The sequence below is a fragment of the Devosia sp. genome, assembly GCF_041917035.1.
Taxonomy (GTDB): Bacteria; Pseudomonadota; Alphaproteobacteria; order Rhizobiales; family Devosiaceae; genus Devosia_A.
The window spans coordinates 1-2,058 of the sequence record NZ_JAYRYM010000415.1 but is presented as its reverse complement, the minus strand read 5'-3'; the positions used below and the strand labels follow the sequence as shown (position 1 = coordinate 2,058).

Below are 2,058 nucleotides of genomic sequence, written 5' to 3'. Positions count from 1 at the left end.
CCACCGACCCCGGTCAGGCCACCAAGAACGCCCGCAAGCTGGTGACCGAAGACAAGGTGGACGTGCTGGTCGGTTCGTCCTCCACGCCGGCCTGCGCGGCCATGGCCGAAGTGGCCAACGAAACCGCGACGCCGCAGGTGGCCATGTGTCCGGTCGATCTGCCGGCGGCCAAGAACCACTGGGTGTTCCGTGCGCCCCAGCACAACTCGCTGATGGCCAAGGCGCTGGTCGGCCACATGCAGCAGACGGGGGTGAAGACCCTCGGCTTCATCGGCTTCAACGACCCGTATGGCGAGGACTGGCTGAAGCAGATCACGGCCGCCGCCGAAGCCGCCGGCATCAAGCTGGTGGCGGTCGAGCGCTACAACCGCACCGACACTTCGGTCAGCGGTCAGGTGCTCAAGCTCGTCGCCGCGCGGCCCGACGCGGTGATGATCGCCGGCTCCGGCACGCCGGCGGCGCTGCCCCACACCACGCTGTTCGAGCGCGGCTACAAAGGCCAGATCTATCAAACCCACGCCGCCGCCAACAAGGAGTTCCTGAGGGTGGGCGGCAAGGCGGTCGAAGGCGGCATCCTGCCCATCGGCCCGGTTGCGGTGGCCAGCCAGCTGCCGGATTCGCACCCGTCCAAGAAGCCGGCGCTGGAATACATCAAGCTCTACGAAGCCAAGTACGGCGCCGGCAGCGTGTCGTCCTTCGGGGCGTATGCCTTCGATGCCTACAAGCTGATCGAAAAGGCGGTGCCTGCCGCGCTCAAGGCTGGCAAGCCGGGCTCCGCGGCTTTCCGCAAAGGGTTGCGCGACGCCATCGAAACCGAGCGCGAAGTTGCCGGCGCCCACGGGGTGTTCAACATGAGCGCCAACGACCATTTCGGTCTCGACGACCGTGCCCGCGTGCTGGTGCGCGTGCAGGGCGGCGACTGGAAAATGATTTCCGGCAAGTGAGGGGCGCACGATGAACACGATCATTCGCGATCCCAAACTGCTGTTTGCGCCGGCCACCGTGCAGGTGGACCATCGGGTCGACGGCAGTCGCGTGCTGCGCTCGCCGATGGCTCTCGGCCCGGTGCCCGCCAAACTCGGCGAGCATCTCGAACGCTGGGCCGCCGAGGCGCCGGAGCGCACTTTCCTGGCCGAACGCGGTGCCGACGGCGAGTGGGTGAAGTTGAGCTACGCCGAAACCCTGGCCCGGGTCCGCGCGGTGGCAAGCTGGCTGCTCGGCCAGAACCTGTCGGCCGAGCGTCCGGTGGCGGTGCTGTCGGACAACAGCGTCGAACACGCCGTGCTGATGCTGGCGGCAATGCACATCGGCGTGCCGGTGTCGGCGATTTCCCAGGCCTATTCGCTGGTCTCCAAGGATTTCGCCAAGCTCAAGAGCAACATCGCGCACATCACGCCGGGGGTGATTTTCGTCGAGAACCATGCCCGCTTCGCCCCGGCACTGGCGGCCATCGCCCCGCTCCACGACGGGGTGGTGGTGGCCGGCACGGCCGGCGGCCCGGCCGAAGGCGCGGTGCCCTTCGCCACGCTGCTGGAGCGTACCGACAACGCCGCGGTGGATGCCGCCTACGCCAAGGTGAATGGCGACACCATCGCCAAGTTCCTATTCACTTCGGGGTCGGTCGGGGCGCCCAAGGCGGTGATCAACACCCAGCACATGATCTGCTCCAACCAGCAGGCCAAGGCGCAGATCTGGCCTTTCCTCGAAAAGCAGCCGCCGGTCATCGTCGACTGGCTGCCGTGGAGCCACACCTTCGGCAGCAACCACAACTTCAACATGGTGCTGCGCAACGGCGGAACGATGTATCTGGACGCCGGCAAGGCCGCGCCGGGGGCGTTCGACACCAGCCTGAAAAACCTGCGCGACGTTTCGCCGACGGTTTATCTCAACGTGCCGCGCGGTTTCGACATGCTGGTCTCGGCGCTCCATGAGGACGCATCCCTGCGTCAGGCCTTCTTCAAGAACCTGCAGGTCATCTTCTACGCCGCCGCCGCGCTGCCCCAGCACTTGTACGACGAGATCAACCGTCTCTCGATGGAAACCCTCGGCGTGCATGTG

2 protein-coding genes are annotated in these 2,058 nt (G+C 66.5%); both read left to right on the top strand.

Annotation, left to right across the window (positions count from 1 at the left end; all coding sequences use genetic code 11):
* A partial coding sequence (locus ACE3TU_RS21780; RefSeq protein ID WP_374627947.1) for an ABC transporter substrate-binding protein occupies positions 1-944 on the top strand: 944 nt, incomplete at its 5' end.
* A gap of 10 nt (positions 945-954) precedes the next feature.
* Positions 955-2,058, top strand: a 1,104-nt coding sequence (locus ACE3TU_RS21775) for an AMP-binding protein (RefSeq protein ID WP_374627946.1), incomplete at its 3' end; no start/stop codon positions are given.